Source organism: Xenorhabdus taiwanensis, assembly GCF_036512875.1.
In the GTDB taxonomy this organism is placed as follows: Bacteria; Pseudomonadota; Gammaproteobacteria; order Enterobacterales; family Enterobacteriaceae; genus Xenorhabdus; species Xenorhabdus taiwanensis.
Genome location: NZ_AP028978.1, coordinates 1,013,390 through 1,030,122, shown reverse-complemented (window position 1 = coordinate 1,030,122; position 16,733 = coordinate 1,013,390). Strand labels below are relative to the sequence as shown.

The following is a 16,733-nucleotide window of genomic DNA, read 5'->3' as shown; positions in this document are numbered from 1 at the left end:
ACAATTTGCAACCCGTTAATTTTCATCGGGAGAAAAACAATTAATGCTGTTCATTCAGTCTTGCTTTTTAAATAATCCGCCTGTCATCAAACAACGTCCACAATGAGCGCTCAGGGACTCGGTAACAGGAGAATAAATATGACAGTGGCAGCATTAAAAACAAGCCTGATTCGTTTGCCAGAAGTGCAACGCAGAACGGGTTACAGCAAAGCGTGGATCTACAAACTGATTAGTGACGGTGCATTCCCGCAGCAGGTCAAGATTGGCCCGCGTTCCGTTGCTTTTATTGAAGCAGAGATTGATGACTGGATCGCCCAGCGTATCGCCGAATCACGGGCGGCATAACACAGAAAAGAAGATGGCATAAGACACGTAACATAAAACACAACGCCCCAGTGTGCGCGAACACATCTGAGGCGTCTGACCAACAACCGTTAAGTGAGGTAAAACGATGGCTGATACACAGCATACCCAAACTCGCCCTGAATTTACAGTTCAAAAAACAGCGGGCAATCCAAAACCGCTTGATCTGATCCAAACCGTCAAAACCTCGGCTATGTATTCCTGGCAAAACCTGCTGCCCGCTTGCGGTATTGATGTTCCGGCAAAGGGTAAACATGGTGCTTGTCCTATTTGCGGTGGCACTGACCGTTTTCACTTTATTGACGATCACCATCACGGCAACTGGCACTGTCGCCAGTGTGACGCGCCAAACTATGGCGATGGGCTGGATTTAGTGGCAAAAACCAAAGGGATCTCTGTTACTGAGGCGGCAAAAGTCGTTGCTAATGTATTGGCGCTACCTTTGCCAGCCCCCAAGCCAGCCAAAGAAACCTATTATCCAACACAACCGATTGCCGAAAGAGTGGCGGCACTGATGGCACAAACTGTCGCCGGGCAATCACCCTATTTAACTGCAAAAGGGCTGCATTGTCCTAATCAGCGGTTACTGTCTGATAATTCGACAGTGTTGGCACTGACAACACTGGATAAAAAAGTCACCGGCGCTCAAATCATCAAACCCAATGGCGAGAAAAAATTCTTCCCCGGCAGCCAGAAAAAAGGGGCGTTTATTCCCTTGACAGCGCTGGAAGAGCATCCGGAGACGGTAATTATCACCGAAGGTTACGCCACAGCACTCACGGTTAGCCAGCTCTATAAAGGTACTGTTCTGGCGGCGCTGGATGAGGGCAATTTATCTTCTGTTGCCAAAGCCATCCGGGAACGCTGGTCGGACACCAAAATTATTATTGCCGCAGATAACGACTGGCATCATCCCGACGAGCTGGATAAGAACGGCAAACCGAAAGTGAATATCGGCAGGATTTCAGCAGAAAAAGCAGCGCTGGCGGTGAATGGTTGGGTTACGTTACCACCGACAGAGTACAAAGCCGACTGGGATGATTACCGTCAGAAAAACGGTGTGGACATGGCAAGACAAGCCTTTACTCAGGGGCTTTATCAACCGGCATCAACCAAGAAAAAAGCAGCCACTCAGCCCAATGATGCTGAGCCTTCCAAGCTCACATTATGCCAGATGGGTGCCAGCCAGCGCGGAGAAGTGTTGCTGGCGCGTTATGACGGTGATTTGGCATTGGATGGCGCTTCGGAAACCGTCCATCACTATGACGGTATTGTCTGGCGTCCGGTCAGTGACCGCGATTTAAAACGGGAAATGGTGGTTGCCTTTATGGAAGAGAAACTACCGTATTCACCGCATGGCATCAGCTCTGCCGTGGATGCTCTCAAATTACAGCTTCCCATGATGCAGCCGCCAGAACGTCACTTAATTGGGTTCAGTAATGGCGTGTTTGACCTGAAAAGCTGTCGGTTCAGATCTCATTGTAAAAGTGACTGGTTATTGCTGGCTAATGAGGTTGAATTCAATTCCCCTGTTTCGGGGGAAACCCTGAAAGACCATGCCCCGCAGTTCTGGCACTGGCTTAACCGGGCAACAGCCAACTGTGATAACAAGTTTGATCGGGTACTGGCGGCACTGGAAAACCCACGGGAACGGGCGCTGATTGTCGGCTATTCGCTGATTATCCTGCCAGACCAGACTCGCTATGTGGGCGATGGCTCAGGTATTAAGGCCATTACAGGCGGCGATGAAGTGGCTATCGACCCAAAGCATAAACAGCCCTACTCAACCCGCATTCCTGCTGTGGTACTGGCGGTAAACAATAATGCCATGAGTTTCAGTGATCGCAGTGGTGGTGTATCGCGGCGTAGAGTGATTTTCAACTTTTCCGAAGTTGTGCCGGAAAATGAACGTGACCCACTCCTACTGGATAAAATCGCAGCAGAATTGCCCGTGATTATCCGGCACCTGCTGCATAAGTTCGTTGACCCACAAACTGCAAGGCGATTACTGGCAGAGCAACAGAAATCAGAGGAAGCGCTGGATATCAAACGCGGTACCGATCCACTGGTTGATTTCTGTGGCTACCTGCTTGCGTCCAATGAAGCTGACGGCCTGTTAATCGGCAATGCGGAAATTATGCCGTTTAATCCCCGCAAATACCTTTATCACGCCTACCTTGCCTATATGAAAGGCAATAACCTGAACAAACCCATTTCTGTAACGCGTTTTGGCATGGATATGCCCGGCGCGCTGGCAGAATACAGTCAGCATTACCTGCGCAAAAAAAGCAAACACGGCATTCGTAGCAACTTGAGCCTCGATATTGATACTGCCATCGAATGGATGCCAAAACTGATAAGGGATAACCTGCCAGAAGAATAATTTTTTCCTTTATTGCTGATAATTTTCAAAGAAATATAAAAAAGTGTTCACCACTGTTCACTCTGTAATTTAAACCAGATATATCAATCTATTATAGGGTGAATAGTTATTTTTAAACTGTTCACAAGTCTTCATCACTATTCACCTTTTCCTGATTTGAAGGTGAACGGTGGGTGAAGAGTGGTGATAAGTCTGATTTCAAGTCATCACCATTTAACAACATGAATTTAAATAAAAATATTCAACGGTGAATAGGGTGAACAGTTTTATCTCTAATTCTTTAGGCGGTGGGGGTAAGTAAAAAGTTTTTTCTGGCAGGTGTTTTTTCAGCTCTCAGGGTTACCGGGCTAATACATTACCCCGGTAACCCTGAGAAGACAAGCGCAGCGCGTCAGTGCGATTCTAGACCGTTATTCCACACCAATTTTAGACGTTATTTTGGGTAGGCCTCCATATGAACGTATCAGTTGACATCATTTCCATGAGGTTATATCTTTTAGGATTACTTTGTCTATCCTGATAAGGAAGATCTCTTTACCCTAAAGCAATAGTTTCTGTTTTTTAGATGTATATGAGTTCACTTACTGATGAAGTATAAAATAAACTTGTGAAGCTTATCACGAAAAACAAATCAAAAAATAGGTGTAAAATAAAACGTTAAACGGTTGTTTTATCTTAAATTTAATTAATTAAAATATAACTAACAATTCAATAAAAGCAAAATAAAATAAATATGTAATATTCGAAATTCACTATTACCAATAACAAAATAGATATAAAGTTAAATTAAAAATTAACATGTTACGCATTTTTATTATATAATCAAAAAAACACGCATAATATTATTTCCTAAATATTGAGTTTAAATTTTTATCTGGTAGCATCTCTTTTACCAGATACACTAATCTATCTGATCGTGTCATTAATCAGTATAATCTGGTGAGTTTCATTAGTAAATCAACTATATTAAATCTAGGAGATACACTATGAGCACTGAAAAAAAAGATAAGAAAAATAGCAAAGTAAAACTCGATAGCAAGAAGATTTTTTCCGCCTCAGCAAATCGAGTGGTTCCTATTATGGATCAAGTAAACTAATCTATAGTTATTGCCGCAAACGAAAATTTTGCGGCAGTATTTCTTTTGAAAGAGTCAATTGCAAATTGTCATCATACCAATGTTGATATAAAAGCACTTTTTATTGATAGGGGTATTTATGCTTGATATATATGATGCTCGCCCAGATGCAAAAAGAGACATTGAAATTCGGGAACAGATAAATGAACGTATTATTAATAGTCTTTCATATATTTTCGAACAATGTAATGCATCCAATTTTAATTGTAAGTCAGCAGAAGAAAAAACAAACAATTTAAATAAGAAAAGCAAAATTAGTGGAATGATACATGTATTACATAATAGACTATTGAAAGCTATTGAAGATGACAATGATTTTTTAATTAAACACATATTAAATTGTTTTAATGAGTTAGATTATATTGAACAGTCACCACGCACTATAGGGCTATTTACTAGTGGGTATACACAATCATTACATCAACTTTATTATGATACATGTGACTATGGAATGATAAATACTTATGGTTATCACTTTGATGGAAATACCCCGTCAAAAAAAGAATTAGAGCATTCAACACACTCTATGAAAAAAGCATTGAGTAGGATGGAAGAAGTTGATTCTGATCTATTTGATGAGCTTAACTCTTTAATTACAGACATTATCATTGTTAACTCTCCTACTATGAACGCTGGGTCATCATTAAATACATTTGGAATTATAAGAATGAGCCAATTAAGAGAAAATCAAATTTGGACTCGGTATTTAGAAAACTTAGCTCATGAGGCTGGACATAATCATTTAAACATGCTTTTTTTTATTGATCCAATAATTATAAATGAAGACAGTGGAACATATAAGTCTCCATTACGTCGAGAGGCGAGACCATTGAGTGGGATATATCACGCAATGTTTGTTCTTGCTAGAACAATGCGAATTTTAAAGAAATTAACTACTCATCGTGATTATGATCCAATTCTAGAGAGAGTTGATACTGCATATAATAATGCCAATAATCCAGCTTCATTTGAAGAGAAATTTAATGATTGTTGGAGTATAATTTTAGAAAATGCAAAATTAACTGAACTAGGAAAAAAATTGATGAATAGTACAAGAGAAATGGCTTTTGAATAAATTTTAATTAGGTGTATAAAATATGGCTATAAAACCCCTCATGGATTTATATAAAAAAATCATAAAGAAAAATAGAAATATAAACATAGTAGATATAGGTGCAGCCAATTTTGATACAACAAAGAATAATTACAATGGAATAACTGAATCATATCCATTCAATATTTATGGTTTTGAGCCTAACCCTGATGAATTCGAAAAATTAAAAACAAACAGGGATGCAAGGGTTAAATATTTTCCATATGCTATTGGAGATGGAGGTACACATAAACTGTCTATTTGCCAGGTTCCTGGATGCTCATCCCTTCTAATACCTAACTTAGAAGAAATGAAAAAATACAAATCCTTTTCTGAATGGATGTTGGTTGTGGATGAAAGAATGGTTCAAACAAAACGACTTGACGATATAGATGATATAAAATATATAGATTTATATAAAATTGATATTCAAGGCTGTGAATATCTTGCCCTATATAACTCTCTGGAGAAACTTAAAAGCACTCTTGTAATTGAATGTGAAGTTGAATTTGTAGAACAATATATAGGGCAACCTAGATTTTCTGAAATAGAAATTTTGCTACGTTCACAACATTTTAATTTTGTTAAATTTATGGGGTATGGCACAAGAACGTTGGAACCAATAACGATAAATAATAATCCTTTTATTTATGGAAATCAATGGATATGGAGTGATGCCTTGTTTATTAGGAGTATAAATGATTGGGATAACATGTCTAGTGAAAAACTTTGTGTTCTTGCTATAATTCTTGCTGAATCCTATGAACTGTATGATTTTGCATACAAAGCTATATCAATAATAGATAAAAGAAATAACACAAAATATTCTGATGGATTTTTGAAATGGCTAAATGAAAACCTTGAAGACGAATTCGAAATTGACTCAACTGATTATTTTAAGTTAATTTTCAATAAGATATAAGATTAGAGTGTTGATATAATATTATGACAAAATTTGTAAAAAAAAGACATGATATCCTTATAATTATCTGCTGCGCTGCATTTGTGATACCTTTGGTTTTTACTGGCCCTGCAATTTCCCTTCATGCAGTGAAAAGTGATATAGGAGGAGATAGATTTTCACTAGAATGGATAATAAATTCTTATGTCATTGCATTCGGTGGATTTGTTATGGCTGCTGGTGTTGCAGGAGATTATATCGGAAGAAAACTATGTTTTATAACTGGTTTGATGCTATTTACCCTTTCATCTACATGTATTGCTTTCAGTCATAATTTATCCATAATTATTACAATGAGAATGCTTGAAGGTATAGGTGGTGCATTAGTATCTACCTCAGCCACATCGTTATTAGCTCAAGAATTTTATGGGAAAAATAAAACTATTGCATTTTCATTATTAGGTACATCTTTTGGAGCTGGACTTGCATTTGGCCCTATTATTGCTGGTTTTATGATTGATTATCTGGGTTGGCGATCACTCTATTGGGGCATATCTATTTTTTCCATCCTCATTTTTTCATTAGGAAAGTGGAGAATTAAAGAATCAAAAAATAATAATGCCGAACGTCTAGATTGGATTGGTATTATTATTTTCACTTTAGCTTTAATACTTTTCACATACGCACTTATTTTAAGTGGGAAAGTTGGGTTCAGTGATATAAGAGTATATACAATAATATCTTTTGTAATTCCTCTTATAATTGTGTTTTATATTGTAGAAAAACGTGTAAATAATCCATTACTCGATATATCTTTGTTTAAGATTCCTTTGTTTTTTGGGGTGCAATTACTACCTTTATTAACTGCTTTTAGTTATATATCTCTTTTTGTGTATTTACCAATATGGCTTATGATTGGGGGTGGTTTTAGTGCATCTCAAACAGGAGTAATTATTTTGCCTTTAACCCTGCCGATGCTTGTTATTCCGCTTCTCTCTGGTTATCTTGCGAAGAATTACCCAATTAATAATATTTCTGGCATTGGTTTTTTTATAGCTTCCGTTGGAGTATATATGCTAATAAATTCCACATATGAAAAAATTTGGTTAATATCTTTTGCTATGGCATTGATAGGAATTGGTAATGCCTTACCTTGGGGGTTAATGGATGCTTTATCCGTCAGTGTTGTTCCTCAAGAAAAAGCAGGATTAGCATCTGGGTTGTTTAATACTATGCGGGTAGCAGGTGAAGCTATTGCTATCACACTTGTAGGATCATTGATAAACATACTTACTTCGAAATATATCAATTCCAATTCAATTATCGGTAATGATCAGGTAATTGCTTATTCCTACATAGAAACATTTCAAGTCTTTTTCATAATTATATTTATCTTAAGTTTGCTGGCTGGATTGTTTTGCCTTATCTTTCTAAAAGAAAGTGATCGTATTAATAATAAAACAAATAAATAAATAACCTAGGAGTTCTTTATGCTAATAAATAATTTCCCTCTTTTGTATTTCACATCAAATTTAATTCTACGTAAATTTGAAAAAAAAGATTTCATCAAATATAAGAACTATCATTCATTACCAGAAGTTTATAAATTTTTATATATCCCAACTCCCACAGATAGAGAAATCAGGGATCAATTTAATAAAATCCTTAATCCTGCATTTAATGATAATGGTGATGAAATAAGACTTGCTGTAATTTCACGAGAGACTAATGAGTTAGCTGGAGAAATAATGCTAAGATTAACTAATAAAAAATCGCAACAAGGAGAAATAGGTTGTATATTCCACCCATTATATCAAAAAAAATCTATAGGAACAGAATCTTTAGGTGCGTTGATAGATATTAGTTTTGAATATTTTAAATATCATAGAATCTATGCAAGATTAGATGTTTTAAATGTAGGCTCTAAAAAATTAGTTGAAAAGCTAGGAATGCGTCAAGAAGCACACTTATTACAAAACGAGTGTGTTAATGGAATATGGAGTGATATGTATATATATGCAATTCTGAGAGATGAGTGGAAAGCGCCTATGTTTTTAAAAAAAACAGGATATAATGGGTGAGCTTTTGCCCACCCTTGTTATTATTCATTTATAATTGATATCTTCCCATTTGGTTATTATTTTCCCTACAATTCCATATTCAGTAGCCTGTTTAGGACGCATCCAATAATTTCTATCAGTATCTTTTTCTACCTTCTCTATCGGTTGTCCTGTGGCATCACTGATAAGCTGATTTATCCGACTACGTATCAACAAGAATTCTCTAGCTTCAATTTCAATATCAGATGCTCTTCCTTCGTATCCTCCTAAAGGTTGGTGTATCATAAAACGAGTATTTGGAAGTGAGTAGCGATTTTCTTTTTTGGCAGCAAGAAAAATAGTAATACCTGCACTTGCAACCCAACCGGTTCCTATTATAAATACTTCTGGTTTTATAAATTTAATCAAGTCATGAATAGTATCACCAGCTTCAACATGTCCACCCTGACTATTAATAAAAATCTTGATTGGCTCGTTACTTATTTCTTGTAAAATTAGTAGCTGTGTTGTTACCCTTTCAGCTAGTTTTTGATTAATTTCGCCAGAAATAATAATACATCTAGACTTTAATAAATTACTTTGCTCATAGGGGATCTCTTTAGAAATCTCAGGGGACTCTTTTGATGATTCTTCTAACATAATACAGACCTCTTATACTTGAATTGAGTAAAAGCATATTTAACTTTATGTTCCGAATGTGAACTATATTTCTTATGTGAAAAATTCACCAATAAAATTTTCAAATTATTAGTATTCAATTGCTATAGATTGAAAAAAGCGCTAACCTAAGCCTGTTTATTCACCATCATAGATGGTACATAGCCGCTAAAAACGGTTATAAAAACTCCCGTAGCCTGAAAGGGAGAGCAAGATTGCGGTACATCTGCGCACTTTTGGAAGCAGATATCGTCAGACACGTAACCCACCGTTGACGATGAAAGTTATTCGGGTAATTAAATACCGGTTTATCACACACGTTAGGCAGTTCTCTGCCACGTTCAGCATAACCATTTTATCTTGCACGATTTTCACCCATGCTTTGATTCACGCACGATAAACGTTCCGAAAACTTCGCGGCGTCACTTGCGTTGAAGCGGAGCGATTACCAAGTGACGCCGCCGGGCGGTCAACGTCCAGAGCACGTCCGGTCTGGCTTTACGCCCGATTTGAACCCCGTATTACTCAGTGTCACCACTTTTTATTGGCATTTTTCTGCCTTAATTCACTTATTTCGTTTGTTTTTCACACACCGCCTTGTAAAAGGCCGATGCAGTAAAGAAAGGAGATATCACACGTCACGAATAATGAGGCGTTCATCCTGATTGAATCAGGCGCTGAACGGGGAGTAAACCATCGCCGTGCCTAGCATGCACGTAGCGAACTCCTGCAAAAACTCAACACAATGCTCTCTCTGCTACACATTATCTGACGCACCACGGAACGGTGAACCTAACCGACACGCAGAGAATGTTTCGAAATGAATAAAAATAGCCTGAAAATCAAAGGGGAAATGCGGACAGTGAAGCGATCACGAACGAGAATAAACAATAAAGATTGATTTAGTCGTCCGTATTCTCCCCTGAGTTTGTGCACTCTTGAGAGGAGTTATAGTCGTTAAACTTAATGGTTCAGTTATTGTGTCAGGTAAAACAATCAGTTAAAGTATTCCCGCCATTGGCAAAATCCGATGGTGAGGGATTTGCACCCCTGTAAGATCAACCCACTGGTAGGATGTTTCTGCCAGTGCGCCTGCGTTCGCCTTTTCTATGGCGGTTCAGGCAGGGGAGGCTTCGGCCTCGCCGGATTGGTTGATCTCCGGTAGTGCAAACCCTGTCTGAATCGCCACCATCAATATTAATTAATGGAAGGGGTAGCAGGAATGAATAACAACGTTAAGAATGACTGGCATCAGGCCGACATTATCGCCGCATTACGCAAACGCGGGACAACCTTAGCAGCGGTTTCTCGTGAGGCAGGACTCAGTTCATCAACATTAGCAAATGCATTTAGCAGACCGTGGCCGAAAGGTGAATGGATCATTGCAGATTATCTTGGCATCCATCCCTCAGAGATTTGGCCCAGCCGTTATTTCGATTCTCATACCGGAGAATTATTAGAAAGGAAAGCCCGCGCTAAGCCACAGGAATAACCCGCTGTAATTTGTGATCGATATCGTAAAAATGAATATTTTTTATTTTAAGCCCTGAGCGTAAAATGGCAGCCAAATTTGACCATTTTTAACCCTCACGGCTTTTTTGCTTTAACATGATGAAAAAGCATACGCTAAGCAACATAAATAATTAAAATCAATAAGATATAAAAAGAAAAGCAAGCAAAAAAACTTAGGGGCATTAAAAGGGGCATAAAAGGAAAGTCAGGTTATAGACTTTGCATATTCAACAAGTTACAATGTTTTTCGATTCCGCTTCCGGCACCAAATTTCCATGCGGGTTTGTCCTAGGTTGTTAAATTTCCTGACAAAAGCGCAAAAAAGAATCAATCGTTAATTAAATGTTAAATCCTAATCAGCTCAATTTGTACTGTTTAGTTGAAAAGAACATTTAAGACAAGATAACAGGGTAGCTGTTTTAACAGTTACCCTTTTCTCGCTTAAGGTAATGATTTCAGTAATTGATTCTGATGTCAAGTCAGGTGAAAACTTCACGTGACAGGGGATCCGAATTAGCCATTTTTTCATACCATCGATATTGATGCAGGGCAGTTCACTCACACCTCCACCTCAATCCTGTCTGAGACCTGCCCTGTCTTTTTTACGCCGTTTTATTCATTCTCATCGGCATACTCATCAACAAAATCAGTATACAACCCCAGTTCCCGCTCCAGCGCTTTGCCCGTCACTTCCATATCAAGATTAATGTATTCCATCGTGGTCGCCACATTACGGTGCCCCAGTAAGCGTTTCACCAGCGGCAGATTACGATCCGGCGATTTCATCAGGGTCGTCGCCAGCGTATGACGAAAACGGTGAGGCGAGACCGCAAAATCACACTCTTTGGACAGCCGGCGAAAGAAAGAACGGAGCTGTTGTTTTTCCCGGTTGATATCGTATTGGTAACGGGAAAGCCGGCTTGGGTGCGGGACACTCAACCGGCTGAGATCGAAAATCGGATCGTGGGCTTTCGCACCGGCAGCAACTGCCCTTTCCACTAATTTTGTCAGCCGGCGTTTAAGCGGCGGAATGATCGGTATTTCCCATTCACTGTGGTTTTTACTGCCTTCCAGCCCCAATTCAATATAATTGCTGTCCAGATTAATATCCCGCAGCCGCAGGTGCAGTAACTGGTTCTGACGCATTCCTGTAAAACGCAATGTCGCCAGTACTGTTGACCAATACCAGGTCGGATACAGGGCACAACGCCCTCCCCGTGGGGGCATCTCGACTCTTTCTTCCTCAGCAAACTTGCCCATCAACAGATTAATGCGGTTTATCTGCGATTGACTCAAAATCTTCTTCTTTTTCTTCTCTTTTTTAGTCACCGCGTTGTTAAACGGGTTTTCGGTGTGAGGCAGCAGTTTTCGCTCCATACCGAAATTAAAAATCGCCCGCAGATGAGCCACCTTATTATTCCAGGTATGGCTTGACTGCTTTTTCTCCACCAGAAGGTGCCGCCGCCACCGCAGCACATCCCGGTGAATAACCTGTGCCGGTGATGCGGCTTCTCCCATAAACCGGATAAAACCCCGTGTGACCTTGCGATAACTCCATTCGGTATCCGGTCGCAGGATATGTGAAAAAAAGTACTCTTCTAATAATTCTTCCCAACTGAGGGTGTCTACGGTGTGCAACATGTTATTTTTTCCTCGGCTCATCCTGCCGTTTCCTGTCCAAAAACAATTCGCGGCAATAAAATAAAAATAACCCTTTGAATTATTTACCTTTAAATGATGAGTGCAGGTGACTGTCAGGGGCAACACTTTCTTTCTCCCGTCCCGGCTGTTTGGTCAGTTTCGGACCGTGATGATGATTTTTCCCCTGATTTTGTGGTGAAGATGCATCCGGTGACTGAAATAAGGACAATAATGTCAGCGTATCGTCAGAGGGAGCGGTGGGCGGTGGCGTTATGTCACTGGCGGGAGTCCGCACTGTCGTTTCCGGCACAGGGTTGTCTTCAGTAGAGAACACGGTCTCCGTCACCGGTTTCACCTGCAAAGGGAAATGGAGCTGTCCGACCGCATCCTGAAGCAATGTCTCTATCAATGGGACAGTGGAGGGTCGTCCGTTAAGATGCTGCATCAGACAGTGCCAGACTTCCGGTACAGTCACCAGCCACATCATGGCTTTTTCCGGTAACAGACAGGCGGCCAGCAACACTTCCTGCGGAGCCGGCGGTATGTTCTCCGGGGCGCGGAAACGGAAACGAAACGGTTTGTCGGGAATACCGATGCCCGGTTGCCAGACCTGTCCGTCTTCCAGTTCCCCTTCGAGTTGCCGCAACAATGGCAGGTGGTAAAACAACGCGGCCCAGAACACCACCGCCTGCCATAAGACCCCTTGTGCGGCCTGCGTTTCCGGTGCCACACCCGGCGGCAACAAATATCTCTTCGCTAACCGCACGGCACAAGTGGTAAATTGCAGTGTCAGGTCAGCAAATCCGCCACTGCCTGACCATTTTCCTTCCGGAGAGGCAGGTATCTGCTGAACACTGCCCAATAATTGTTTAATCGGGGCGAGATAAAAACGCTGGTACAACCCTTCAGGGAGCGTACTGTTTTGCCACAATTGTTGCAGGCACTGACGGCGCAAGGGGGTTGCCAGCAACGCCTCCACTGATTGTGGCCGGCAATAGTCCCCGTTATCACAAGCCTCGCTCATTTTTTGCCCTGATGATTTTTTCTGTGACGTTGGCGAGCGGGTAAAATGCGATTTAAAACGTGTAAACATCACTTTTCTCCTTTTCAAATTTGGCCCCAGTGTCGGTGGATCCCAATCGGAAACAAGGCGAAACTCTTTTTGCGAAAATGAAAATTGTTTGTATGACTTACCCATAAACGTAAAAAAGCGCCCCGAAAGGCGCAGTCGTGAAACAAAGAAGATGCAAACAGAAATCAGGCCGCCGGGTCATAGGCCTGCAAACGTTGCGACCAGTTGCCCAGATAATGAGCCGGTGTGTAGCGGGTTCGTTGGCTGCCACCATCATGCAGAGCATCACCAATTGTGACCGCCGCCGGAATACCGGCCAGGGAAAGCTGAATATAGGCCATCACCGCTGCCAGCGGATCGATATCAATCGCAGACACCCACATACTGGACAACGGATCATGTCCCTGCTCTCTTAATACCTCTGCGGCGGCCAGCATCATACAGGCTGCACCACAGCAAGGTTCGTGGAAGGTGATAAAGGGTTGGGTCTGCAACAAGTCAGATACCTCATTCAACTGCAATTGTGCCATCATTCTGGCCACACTCCAGGGGGTAAAGAACTGCTGAAGTCCCTTATTCCCCAGCTCCAGTTGCATAAACACGCTGCCGAGAAAATCACAGGGAGCTTCTGCCAGGGCCAGCGCAGTATAGGAAAAAAGTTTCACAATCCGGTCAATATCTTCCCGTTCATACTTGTTGATAGTTTTCAGATAGAACTGCTCCAGTTCCTCACTGAAACAGTATTTATTGTGAATGGCCGCCATTGCACAGTTGCAAAAATCCTGAAAAACCCGATAACGGTTACGGTAACGGGCGGTTTGTTTAAACAGCGAAATAAAGTCTTTTTGGTAGTCCGGACAAGAAGCCATGGCGTGTTTTCCTGATAAAAAAAGGAAAACACACCCCGGAAGGAGAATGTGTTTCCCCTTTTGGTTGAAGTCAAGATAAGTGGATACTGTGTTGAACAAAAAGTTACTGGCCGACGGCCATCGCCGGTAGTGCCAGTGCCGGTTCGGTTTTTTCTCCGTTAACCAGATACAAGGCCGGACGGTTTTCGTGTCCTACCTGCCCGTTATGACTGTCCACATGCTCGCCCTGGTCATAGCAGTCATAGCCTTTGAGGCTGCCTGATGGTTCGCTGTACCAGTGGCGGATTTCACAGTCAAACACTGATGACAGCCCGCCCATCAGTTCCGCCGAAGGCGGTACCCATGGAGTGTCAAAACGCACGGTTAAGCTGCTGACATGGCGCCTTTCCCAGCGGACATGATGACCGAACGGCCATTCCAGCCCATAGTGCTCATCGTAGAACTGCACCGTGGAGGCCATCCCTTTCAGTAAACCACTGTTGCCGTTAATTTCCGTGGCCAATCGGGTCGGTCGTATCATCAGCATATCGCACGGCTGGGCCGAGGTCGGATAAACCGACAGCTTCTCCCAGCACACGCCGATATCAAGGTTGTCTGACCAGCTTACCATACCAAACCAGTCGGTGTACTGGCGGGTCAGCAGGCGGGCAATGATGTCACGCGCTGACGCCGGCACAGTCTCCCAGCGCAGCAGGCTTAAGCCCGACTGACGGTAGATACTGTCAATCCGCTTCATGTTTTCTGTGGTTAGCAGCACATTGTCCTGCAACAACGCCAGCCACTGTTCAAACGCCAGATTCTGCGCGGTCGGCGCTGCCGTACCCCGCACCAGTTCCGGATACGGTGTGTAAGTGAGGGGTTTGGTGGGTTTCAGTATCCCCGCACAGCCCGCCAGAAACAGCCGCAGGCTCTGCAATACAGCCTGACGGTAACGGGGAAATTCTTCCCCACAAACCCATTGCTGCATCACATCGAGACAAACTGATTTGCCGGTGACGTCCAGTTGATTAGTGACCCATTCTGCCATGATTAAGCTCCTTTGATTTTTAAGTTTAAAAACCGGTGAAACTGTTCCCCCAGGGAAATCAGTTCCCCCGATGGGTGATTGAAGAAAAGTGTCAGTTGAAATCCCGTCTGAAAATATCGGCAACCTGACTGTCGACAATGACCGTCAGCTCATCATACACCCCGGATACGGTGTACCGGGCGTCATTGCCGACGCGTTCAGTCGGGTTAAATCGTATTTATCCACTCAGTCATTAATGGCGTCAGAGGACCGGATGCCGTGAGCCATGAGTCCGGCTACCGTATCGGTTTCACACAACACCGTATCGTTCAGGCTCAGGCCAGAATGGCGTTTCAGCAGCGCGGAGGTAATCATCTGCCAGACGGTTAAACGTAAAGGTTCCAGGGTGATACCCCACCTTTAAACGCTGAGGGTTGTGCTGTGCCGGAGAATATCCTGCACTTCATGATGGTGCTGATAACGCGGCGCAACCACACGCAACGAGAGTAAATTCGCCTGATGCCACAAGGCGCGGGCCGCCTCGGCATTCTGCCAGCTCAGCTCAAACGTGGCCGACTGACACAAGCGCTGTTGTTTCTGCGCCAGTGATAAACGCTCTGATGTCACGGTGACCGGCTGCGCCCAGATAATCTCGTCATCAATCCGGCCGCCGAGCACGTTGTTATCCTGCGCGTCATAAATCATAACGATCAGCGGAAAAAAAATACCCGTGGACGGTGTCGGCAGCGGCCAGTCGCCCAACAGGTGGATCACCTTCAGCCGCTGCACCGCTTCCGTGATGGAAGAGGCTTCACACACGGTCAGGGTGTTCTCCCGCCGCGTTTGTGGTGTTTGCGGGTGTTGCATCAGGCCGGTGACCTGGACGGTAAAAATGTCTTCCTGCGACGCCGGTGTCGTGCTCTCCGGCGCAGGTAAAAAAATCGGGTTCATGGTGTGGCTCTCCTTGATTTGACGTCAATAAAAGACAACACCCACCCAATACGGGAAGGTGTTGTCGGCTCCCCGGTCAGGCGCTAAAGAAAAGGGTTAACAGCCTCATCGACTGATAACGTCAGTGGTGATTATGGTTGTTATGGATAAGTGACGAACGGATGATGTCCTCTTTGGGCTGCATCGCCAGTACCGCACGCAGCAGCCCGGTTTCCGGGTGGTGCAGCGCGTATTCGTGCAGTTCGCAGAACCGGAACGCATCCGCATTCGGTTCATCCAACTCAGCGATACGGGCAAACACAATCGCGGTGACGGCCAGACCAAACGCATCCGCAGATAACGTGGCCGTCAGTGTCGTTTCCGGCAGATAAACCGAATAGGTTTTTGCCGCGGTGGGGATCATATACGTCAGGGAATCAGACACGTTCCGGCTGCGCCACTGCTCAGGACGATATTCACCACACAACTGTGAGGCGGTATTCGCCAGCAGGAATCCCAGAAACAACCGTTCCAGTGGAGTTTTGTCGGGAAACACGACCGACAGGGCCAGGCTGTCCAGCAGCATCAGTTCATTATCCGGCATCACGTTCTCCCTTTAAGCCCAGAGCTGCCCGGATACACTGAGCCTGAGGATGCTGCCGCGCATATTCACGCAGGGCGCAAAACCGCTCAGCATATCCGTCCAGCTTCATCAAGTCAGTCAGGTAACCCAATACGCTCAGGGTCACCATCAGCCCAAAGGCATCGGCGGAGACTTCACCTTTAAAGTCCGTCGTACTCACATTAACCCCAGAGGAATCCGGCCACATCGGCACGATATAGGCGATGCGGTCTGACACTTTCCGGTACTGCCATCGGTCACACCGGTCATCGTCACACAGCCCGGCAGCAGCTTTAATGAATGTGTGCTCCAGCAGCATCAGTTCCAGTGAACCGGTGTGCGGAAAAATTTCAGCAAAAGGGGACAGTTCAGCCGGGGACACCGTGTGCACCGTGGCCGGGGGGGTATGTTGTTGCATGGTATTCTCCTGATAAAAACAACGGAGAACACCTGACCCAACGGGAAATGTGTTCCCCGTTGGGTGACTG

The 16,733-nt window shown here is 43.2% G+C and carries 16 protein-coding genes; 7 read left to right on the top strand and 9 right to left on the bottom strand.

Going from position 1 to position 16,733, the window contains the following annotated elements; all coding sequences use genetic code 11:
* The first annotated feature begins 138 nt into the window (after positions 1 to 138).
* The 6 genes from ACE1SE_RS04530 (at position 139) to ACE1SE_RS04505 (ending at position 7,957) form a co-directional block, all read left to right on the top strand.
* Complete coding sequence (locus ACE1SE_RS04530; protein ID WP_074025128.1) at positions 139 to 345, top strand: helix-turn-helix transcriptional regulator; 207 nt, start codon at positions 139 to 141, stop codon at positions 343 to 345.
* A gap of 106 nt (positions 346 to 451) precedes the next feature.
* Positions 452 to 2,746: a toprim domain-containing protein gene (locus tag ACE1SE_RS04525; protein WP_374052832.1), complete on the top strand. Its 2,295-nt coding sequence runs from the start codon at positions 452 to 454 to the stop codon at positions 2,744 to 2,746.
* Between the two features lie 1,215 nt (positions 2,747 to 3,961).
* On the top strand, positions 3,962 to 4,957 hold the full coding sequence (locus ACE1SE_RS04520) for an aKG-HExxH-type peptide beta-hydroxylase (protein ID WP_273553913.1): 996 nt from the start codon (positions 3,962 to 3,964) through the stop codon (positions 4,955 to 4,957).
* Between the two features lie 22 nt (positions 4,958 to 4,979).
* The gene (locus tag ACE1SE_RS04515) at positions 4,980 to 5,897 is read left to right on the top strand and encodes an FkbM family methyltransferase (RefSeq protein WP_374052831.1); all 918 of its coding nucleotides are present in this window, start codon (positions 4,980 to 4,982) and stop codon (positions 5,895 to 5,897) included.
* A gap of 23 nt (positions 5,898 to 5,920) precedes the next feature.
* A complete protein-coding gene (locus tag ACE1SE_RS04510; protein ID WP_374052830.1) occupies positions 5,921 to 7,348 on the top strand; it encodes an MFS transporter in 1,428 nt (475 codons plus the stop codon).
* 18 nt (positions 7,349 to 7,366) lie between these two features.
* Positions 7,367 to 7,957, top strand: coding sequence for a GNAT family N-acetyltransferase (locus ACE1SE_RS04505; protein ID WP_374052829.1), 591 nt, complete (start codon positions 7,367 to 7,369; stop codon positions 7,955 to 7,957).
* A 24-nt stretch (positions 7,958 to 7,981) separates the two neighbouring features.
* Here the strand turns inward: ACE1SE_RS04505 and ACE1SE_RS04500 are convergent, their stop codons facing one another.
* Positions 7,982 to 8,575, bottom strand: coding sequence for an ATP-dependent Clp protease proteolytic subunit (locus ACE1SE_RS04500; protein ID WP_273553917.1), 594 nt, complete (start codon positions 8,573 to 8,575; stop codon positions 7,982 to 7,984).
* Positions 8,576 to 9,815: 1,240 nt separating this feature from the next.
* Between ACE1SE_RS04500 and ACE1SE_RS04495 the strand changes: the two genes are divergently transcribed.
* A complete protein-coding gene (locus ACE1SE_RS04495; RefSeq protein WP_374052828.1) occupies positions 9,816 to 10,085 on the top strand; it encodes a helix-turn-helix domain-containing protein in 270 nt (89 codons plus the stop codon).
* A gap of 632 nt (positions 10,086 to 10,717) precedes the next feature.
* Here ACE1SE_RS04495 and ACE1SE_RS04490 read toward each other — a convergent pair.
* The 8 genes from ACE1SE_RS04490 to ACE1SE_RS04455 form a co-directional block, all read right to left on the bottom strand.
* Complete coding sequence (locus ACE1SE_RS04490) at positions 10,718 to 11,767, bottom strand: tyrosine-type recombinase/integrase (protein ID WP_374052827.1); 1,050 nt, start codon at positions 11,765 to 11,767, stop codon at positions 10,718 to 10,720.
* Between the two features lie 58 nt (positions 11,768 to 11,825).
* Entirely contained in the window at positions 11,826 to 12,839 is a 1,014-nt protein-coding gene (locus tag ACE1SE_RS04485) for a TraI domain-containing protein (protein ID WP_374052826.1), read from the bottom strand.
* A 164-nt stretch (positions 12,840 to 13,003) separates the two neighbouring features.
* The gene (locus ACE1SE_RS04480; protein WP_374052825.1) at positions 13,004 to 13,687 is read right to left on the bottom strand and encodes an N-6 DNA methylase; all 684 of its coding nucleotides are present in this window, start codon (positions 13,685 to 13,687) and stop codon (positions 13,004 to 13,006) included.
* A gap of 103 nt (positions 13,688 to 13,790) precedes the next feature.
* Positions 13,791 to 14,714, bottom strand: a complete 924-nt coding sequence (locus ACE1SE_RS04475; protein WP_374052824.1) for a DUF1281 domain-containing protein — start codon at positions 14,712 to 14,714, stop codon at positions 13,791 to 13,793.
* 225 nt (positions 14,715 to 14,939) lie between these two features.
* Positions 14,940 to 15,068, bottom strand: coding sequence for a TA system toxin CbtA family protein (locus ACE1SE_RS04470; RefSeq protein ID WP_374052823.1), 129 nt, complete (start codon positions 15,066 to 15,068; stop codon positions 14,940 to 14,942).
* Positions 15,069 to 15,113: 45 nt separating this feature from the next.
* Positions 15,114 to 15,644, bottom strand: a complete 531-nt coding sequence (locus ACE1SE_RS04465; RefSeq protein ID WP_374052822.1) for a hypothetical protein — start codon at positions 15,642 to 15,644, stop codon at positions 15,114 to 15,116.
* A gap of 121 nt (positions 15,645 to 15,765) precedes the next feature.
* Complete coding sequence (locus ACE1SE_RS04460; protein WP_374052821.1) at positions 15,766 to 16,227, bottom strand: antirestriction protein; 462 nt, start codon at positions 16,225 to 16,227, stop codon at positions 15,766 to 15,768.
* The gene (locus ACE1SE_RS04455) at positions 16,217 to 16,663 is read right to left on the bottom strand and encodes an antirestriction protein (RefSeq protein ID WP_445082111.1); all 447 of its coding nucleotides are present in this window, start codon (positions 16,661 to 16,663) and stop codon (positions 16,217 to 16,219) included. The genes ACE1SE_RS04460 and ACE1SE_RS04455 overlap by 11 nt, the downstream gene beginning before the upstream one ends.
* Positions 16,664 to 16,733 lie beyond the last annotated feature (70 nt).

Bases quoted from the DNA above. Each gene is read 5' to 3' on its own strand.
- ACE1SE_RS04530 (WP_074025128.1), top strand. From the start codon at position 139: ATGACAGTGGCAGCATTAAAAACAAGCCTGATTCGTTTGCCAGAAGTG.
- ACE1SE_RS04455 (WP_445082111.1), bottom strand. From the start codon at position 16,663: ATGCAACAACATACCCCCCCGGCCACGGTGCACACGGTGTCCCCGGCT.
- ACE1SE_RS04465 (WP_374052822.1), bottom strand. From the start codon at position 15,644: ATGAACCCGATTTTTTTACCTGCGCCGGAGAGCACGACACCGGCGTCG.
- ACE1SE_RS04505 (WP_374052829.1), top strand. From the start codon at position 7,367: ATGCTAATAAATAATTTCCCTCTTTTGTATTTCACATCAAATTTAATT.
- ACE1SE_RS04470 (WP_374052823.1), bottom strand. From the start codon at position 15,068: ATGATTACCTCCGCGCTGCTGAAACGCCATTCTGGCCTGAGCCTGAAC.
- ACE1SE_RS04490 (WP_374052827.1), bottom strand. From the start codon at position 11,767: ATGAGCCGAGGAAAAAATAACATGTTGCACACCGTAGACACCCTCAGT.
- ACE1SE_RS04520 (WP_273553913.1), top strand. From the start codon at position 3,962: ATGCTTGATATATATGATGCTCGCCCAGATGCAAAAAGAGACATTGAA.
- ACE1SE_RS04510 (WP_374052830.1), top strand. From the start codon at position 5,921: ATGACAAAATTTGTAAAAAAAAGACATGATATCCTTATAATTATCTGC.
- ACE1SE_RS04460 (WP_374052821.1), bottom strand. From the start codon at position 16,227: ATGCCGGATAATGAACTGATGCTGCTGGACAGCCTGGCCCTGTCGGTC.
- ACE1SE_RS04475 (WP_374052824.1), bottom strand. From the start codon at position 14,714: ATGGCAGAATGGGTCACTAATCAACTGGACGTCACCGGCAAATCAGTT.
- ACE1SE_RS04485 (WP_374052826.1), bottom strand. From the start codon at position 12,839: ATGTTTACACGTTTTAAATCGCATTTTACCCGCTCGCCAACGTCACAG.
- ACE1SE_RS04480 (WP_374052825.1), bottom strand. From the start codon at position 13,687: ATGGCTTCTTGTCCGGACTACCAAAAAGACTTTATTTCGCTGTTTAAA.
- ACE1SE_RS04500 (WP_273553917.1), bottom strand. From the start codon at position 8,575: ATGTTAGAAGAATCATCAAAAGAGTCCCCTGAGATTTCTAAAGAGATC.
- ACE1SE_RS04515 (WP_374052831.1), top strand. From the start codon at position 4,980: ATGGCTATAAAACCCCTCATGGATTTATATAAAAAAATCATAAAGAAA.
- ACE1SE_RS04525 (WP_374052832.1), top strand. From the start codon at position 452: ATGGCTGATACACAGCATACCCAAACTCGCCCTGAATTTACAGTTCAA.
- ACE1SE_RS04495 (WP_374052828.1), top strand. From the start codon at position 9,816: ATGAATAACAACGTTAAGAATGACTGGCATCAGGCCGACATTATCGCC.